The sequence below is a fragment of the Pedobacter sp. 01N416 genome, from assembly GCF_056399685.1.
Window position 1 is genome coordinate 1 of sequence record NZ_JBFTRT010000569.1, and the last position, 5,769, is coordinate 5,769.

The following is a 5,769-nucleotide window of genomic DNA, read 5'->3' on the forward strand; positions in this document are numbered from 1 at the left end:
GCATTATGCAAAACCTTCCACCTTAAACCTTAAATCATAAACCTATTTCTTATAATACTGCTGCGCTTCAGGTAAATATTTTTGGATCTGTGCAATACGTGTCGCATCGCTTGGGTGGGTACTTAAAAATTCAGCTGGTTTTTGTGCACCTGCCGATGCCGCCGACATTCTATTCCAGAAAGCAGTGGCATTTTGTGGATTGTATCCGGCCATGGCCATAAAAATCAAGCCTAAACGGTCGGCTTCTAATTCTTGATTGCGACTGAATTTTAACATCGCCACTGGTGTACCTACACCATAAAGCGTATTAAAAATAGATTGAGTTTTTGGGTTTTTAGATAATGCAACACCTGCTGCTGCACCAATACCCTGAGCAACCATTTCCTGCGACATCCGCTCTGCAGAGTGACCTGCAATGGCGTGGGCAATCTCATGGCCCATTACAGTGGCCAAACCTGCGTCGTCTTGTGTTATGGGTAAAATACCTGTATAAACTACAATCTTCCCGCCGGGCATACACCAGGCATTTTTCTCGTTGTTCTGTACTACATTAACCTCCCACTGGTAATCTGCAATCAGGTTTCCATAATTATTGCTGTTCATATACGATTTTACAGCCGTAATTAATCTACTACCAACGGTTTTAACTTTCAAAGCCTGCGCATTCGAGGCCGGTAAAACTGTAGTTTTATTCTCCGTTAAAAAGGTGCTATAAGCCTGGAAAGCCATTGGCAAAACCTGGTCGTTACTCACTAAATCAAATCGACTACGGCCTGTTAAAGGAACGGTAGAACAGGAGTTAAATAATAATACTCCAGCAACACTTGCTGTTAAAAATAACTTTTTCATAATGCGATTTTAAATGATTAGTAAATACTGATAAGCAAAACCGTAGATTAAACAGTAAGCCTATAAATAAGTTTTAATGAAATGTGTTTTGTTAATTAATTAGTTTTCTTCCTAAACAAATACACTTTAGATTCTTTGCCTTTCAGCAATCTTTCGAGGTTTTTTTGGTGCGTAACTAAGATTAAAATACAAACCACCATGCCATAAAGCACTTCCGATTTGATTGAAACCTGAAACAAGAACACCACACTGAGCGGAAAAGTAAATCCTGCACAAATGGAGCTTAATGAAACATATTTAGTTAACAATAACACAACCACAAAAACCAGAACACAAAGCATAGATGCTTCGAAGTTAACTGCCAAAATCATTCCAAAAAGTGTAGCAACACCTTTTCCGCCTCTAAAACCTGCAAAAACAGGAAATAAATGTCCCATTACTGCGGTTACACCCAGTGCAAGTTGATAATTGACAAAAACAACTGAATTTTGTGGCCCGGTTACCGACATGCCGATTAAATAGGCCAGATTGGTTGCGGTATAACCTTTTGCAATATCGATGATCATTACAGCAATTCCTGCTTTTTTTCCCAATACCCTAAAGGTATTGGTTGCGCCAGCGTTGCCACTTCCATACTCTCTTACATCGACCCCGTAAAAGGCCTGACCAAGCCATACAGCTGTTGGGATAGATCCAAAAAGGTAGGCAATTAATAACGCGCTGAGAGAATAAACCGTAACCATAGCCTACAATGATACAAAAAATAAGCTTTTAATTTTATAGCAAATCACTTTAGTATGCTTTTAAACTCATATCCAGGCTTTTCACAGAGTGTGTAAGCGCGCCCATCGAAATAAAATCTACTCCGCAAGCAGCATATTCGGCAACATTCTCTTCAGTAATTCCTCCAGAAGCCTCTGTAATAAATTTACCGTCGATTAATTTAACCGCAGCTCTTAAGTTTTCGAAACTGAAATTATCAAGCATAATACGGTCTACACCACCAATAGACAAAACTTGGGACAACTCTTCCAGGTTACGCACCTCAATTTCGATCTGAAGTGATTTATTTTGATCAATTAGATATTTTTTAGCAGCTGTAATTGCGTTTGAAATTCCTCCTGCATAATCTACATGATTATCCTTAATTAAGATCATATCATATAAACCAATGCGGTGATTTACACCTCCTCCTATCCTTACTGCCCATTTTTCTAAATAGCGAAGCCCTGGAGTGGTTTTACGGGTATCTAAAATTTTGGTTTTAGTTGTTTTCAATAAAGAAACAATCCGATGGGTTTTAGTTGCAATACCACTCATGCGCTGCATACAATTTAAAACCAAACGCTCTGCAATTAAAATAGCATGTGTACTTCCTGAAACGGTTAGGGCAATATCGCCTACTTTTACCGCTACACCATCCTGCAACAGTACATCAACCTTTAAAGTATCATCAACTTCCTTAAAAATTTCAAGAGCCAGTTCAATTCCAGCCAAAACACCATCTTCTTTGATAATCAGTTTTGCTTTTCCCTGCGTTCCGGGTGGAATTGTTGACAGTGAAGTATGATCACCATCACCAACATCTTCGGCAAGGGCATTTTTTATGAATTGATGTATAAGTTGAGTATCCAAAATGTAGATTTTATGCCGCAAAAATAAGAAATATTTGTTAGCATACAATTTACTGAAGCGTTAAAGTGATTTGTTAACATCAGAAGTTTCTAGCCTCCGCGACTTATGAAGTTGGCACTAGCCAATTAATCCTTTGCCGGTTCGATCCTTAATTCAGTAATCGAAAAGCTGGTATTGAATTTTTTCATGGTAATAGAAACCCTGAAGGTTTCTTTGGCGGTACTTAGAATAATTACGCCAAAACGATAATTTGGATTCGTATTAATTTTATGAAAAATACTTGTTTTTATTGGCGGATGTTTAACAAAAAAATCTCTTAAAATCTGTTCACCCTGTGCTTTTGAGTTATATTTGCCATATAAACAAAATACTAAAACATGTTATACATGAAAATGTTTTAATGTGGATCAATAAATTTTACAATAAAAATGGTAAACGATAAAAAACTCGCGCTTATAATTCTAGATGGCTGGGGCTACGGAAAACAAGATAATTCTGATGCTGCATATGCCGCCAACACTCCTTTTTTCGATTCGTTATTACAGAAATACCCTAATTCTAAGCTTGAAGCATCTGGTGAGGCTGTAGGTTTGCCAGCTGGGCAGATGGGTAACTCCGAAGTTGGGCACATGAACTTAGGCGCAGGTAGGGTAGTTTACCAGGAGCTTGGAAGAATCAACAAATCGATTACCGACAGAGAATTGCACAGCAACCCGGTTTTGGTAAGTGCATTCGATTATGCTAAGCAGCATAACAAAGCAGTTCACTTCATCGGTCTAGTTTCAAACGGCGGTGTGCATGCACATATCGAACATTTAAAAGCTTTATGTGATGCCGCAAATGAAGCAAACGTACCAAACACTTTTGTTCATGCTTTTTTAGATGGCCGCGATACTGATCCAAACTCCGGCCTGGGCTTTATCACTGATCTGGAAAACCATATCCAAAACACCAATGCTAAATTGGCAACGATGATTGGCCGTTATTATGCAATGGACCGCGATAACCGTTGGGAGCGGGTTAAACAAGCTTACGATGTAATGGTAAACGGTATTGGCGAAAAAACCCAGGATGCTTTGACAGCAATCAAAAAATCGTACGCTGATGGCGTAACTGATGAGTTTTTAAAACCAATCGTTTTAACGCAGGATAATGGTGCACCAGTTGCTACGATTCAAAATGATGAAGTAGTAATCTGTTTTAATTTCCGCACCGATAGAGGTCGTGAAATCACCACTGCATTAACCCAAAAAGATTTCCCAGAACAGCAGATGCATAAACTGCCATTGTATTATGTTACCATGACTACTTACGATGAGAGTTTTGAAAAGGTAAATGTAATTTTCACCAAAGATGATTTAACCCAAACCATTGGCGAAGTACTGGCCAACAACAATAAAAATCAGATCCGTATTGCGGAAACTGAGAAATACCCACACGTAACCTTCTTCTTCTCGGGCGGAAGGGAAGCCGAATTTAAAAATGAAAAACGCCTTTTAATTCCTTCACCAAAAGTAGCCACCTATGATCTTCAACCAGAAATGAGTGCCGCGGGGATTACAGATGCCATTACCAAAGAAATGGAAACCGGATGGGCTGATTTTATTTGCTTAAATTTTGCCAATCCAGATATGGTTGGCCACACAGGTGTTTTTGAAGCTGTAATAAAAGCAGTAGAAACTGCAGACAAATGTGCAGAAACTGTGGTAAACAAAGGTTTGGAACATGGTTATTCGTTTATTCTTTTGGCCGATCRTGGAAACTCTGAATTTATGGTAAATGGAGATGGTTCTGCCAATACTGCGCATACCACCAACCTGGTTCCTTGTATTTTAATTGATAAGGACTATAAAACCATTGCAGATGGTAAATTAGGCGACATTGCCCCTACTATTCTAAAAATATTAGGTGTCGCCATTCCAGCAGAAATGACAGGAAATGTTTTAGTATAATGGTTAAAAAACTTCATATCCTGGTATTTGCTTTGGCATTGTTTTCCTGCAATCAGCGAAAAGAAGCTGAAGCAAATACCGATTTATTGTACTTTGATATAAGAGGATATTTTGGAAAGGAAATTTCGCACCTACAGAGACTAAATCCCATGGTGAAGAAAACCGTTAGTGTAAATGGGGCAACTGAAAGCAAAACAGCTAAAATTGCTGACTGGGCAAAAGAATTAGCCATTTTTGTCAACGCTGACATCAATAAAACATCGTGGAAAGGGAGTTTTAAAACAAAAGAACAAGATGGCGTTGATATCTATACTTCCGATAATAAAAAAATCCCTATTAAGAAGATTTCTATAACCTGGAACGGCCAGAAAGCAGCTAAAATAGAGATCATTATTGATAATAAAAATATCTTATACCAATCTCAGGATACTTTAATCTACTGTCCGGATAGCCTTTATGCAATCAAAAAACAACAGAAAATTAGATTGCTAAAGGAAAAGAAGTATTCAGTTATTGGAAAACTGAAATAAAAAATGGGACTCGAAAATATTCAAGTCCCATTTTTCTTTAAAGGTTTTATTTTATTTAAGGCTTGCTATCTGTGCCTTATCGTAGGTTACCCAATCAATAATATCTTTTCTTAATGGTTGTAAGGTTAATACCTTCTGAAAATCAGCGATAGAATTATTGAACAAAGCTACACAAGCCGCTTTTTCTTCTTTTTTCTTCGCTTTAAAAGATCTAAAAATTGCATAATCTTYGTAAGCTAAACCACGATTCTGGAACATCTGAGCATCTTCATCACCACTAATTTCAATGGCTTTTGTAAAATCTTTGATAGATGCCTGATAAAAGTTATCCCGCATGGAACTTAATGATTCTTTTGGATCGTTTGCAATTTTTAATCTCGCTATACCACGGTAGTAATAAGCAGAAACCTCAGTAGGTTTAATGGTTAACAAACGGCTATAGGTATCGATACATTTCTCATATTCACGATTTTGAAAATAAGAGTAACCAAGCATTTGAAGTACATTTGCATTATCTTTAGTTTTTGCATCAGCTTTTTCTAATTGGGCAGCGGCAGTTTTATAATCACCTTTCATCATAGCCTGCATGCTTCTTTCGTAACTGCTTTGTGCGAAACTACTAGTTGATGTAAAAATAATTAATCCTAAAATCGCCTTTTTAATATAGTTCATGTATGAGTAATAAGTTTAACAAATCTAACGCCTAACCAAATTTATAGGAGAAATTTTTTGCAATATAATCCTATTCTGATAATTTAAAAGTTTTTAATTTTCTTTCATTCAAAACCAAATACCCTAAACAC

6 protein-coding genes and 1 pseudogene are annotated in these 5,769 nt (G+C 37.3%); 2 read left to right on the forward strand and 5 right to left on the reverse strand.

All coding sequences use genetic code 11. The features are described 5' to 3' along the window. Positions 1-42: 42 nt before the first annotated feature. From AC1DND_RS23755 to AC1DND_RS23770, 4 genes and pseudogenes are all read right to left on the reverse strand, one after another. Entirely contained in the window at positions 43-849 is an 807-nt protein-coding gene (locus tag AC1DND_RS23755; protein ID WP_029279405.1) for a M48 family metallopeptidase, read from the reverse strand. A gap of 95 nt (positions 850-944) precedes the next feature. Then, a complete protein-coding gene (gene plsY, locus AC1DND_RS23760; protein WP_029279402.1) occupies positions 945-1,592 on the reverse strand; it encodes a glycerol-3-phosphate 1-O-acyltransferase PlsY in 648 nt (215 codons plus the stop codon). A gap of 49 nt (positions 1,593-1,641) precedes the next feature. After that, a complete protein-coding gene (gene nadC, locus AC1DND_RS23765) occupies positions 1,642-2,484 on the reverse strand; it encodes a carboxylating nicotinate-nucleotide diphosphorylase (RefSeq protein WP_029279400.1) in 843 nt (280 codons plus the stop codon). Positions 2,485-2,609: 125 nt separating this feature from the next. After that, positions 2,610-2,822: pseudogene (locus AC1DND_RS23770) on the reverse strand (DUF4783 domain-containing protein); the annotation flags it as partial. 90 nt (positions 2,823-2,912) lie between these two features. Here AC1DND_RS23770 and gpmI point away from each other — a divergent pair. Next, positions 2,913-4,436 carry a 2,3-bisphosphoglycerate-independent phosphoglycerate mutase gene (gene gpmI / locus AC1DND_RS23775; RefSeq protein ID WP_477585049.1) on the forward strand — a complete coding sequence of 508 codons (1,524 nt, stop codon included), beginning with the start codon at positions 2,913-2,915 and terminating at the stop codon, positions 4,434-4,436. Continuing rightward, positions 4,436-4,966 (forward strand): hypothetical protein, encoded by a 531-nt coding sequence (locus AC1DND_RS23780; protein ID WP_477585050.1) that lies wholly within the window; start codon positions 4,436-4,438, stop codon positions 4,964-4,966. The genes gpmI and AC1DND_RS23780 overlap by 1 nt, the downstream gene beginning before the upstream one ends. A gap of 51 nt (positions 4,967-5,017) precedes the next feature. Here the strand turns inward: AC1DND_RS23780 and AC1DND_RS23785 are convergent, their stop codons facing one another. Next, positions 5,018-5,638: a tetratricopeptide repeat protein gene (locus AC1DND_RS23785; protein ID WP_477585051.1), complete on the reverse strand. Its 621-nt coding sequence runs from the start codon at positions 5,636-5,638 to the stop codon at positions 5,018-5,020. Positions 5,639-5,769 lie beyond the last annotated feature (131 nt).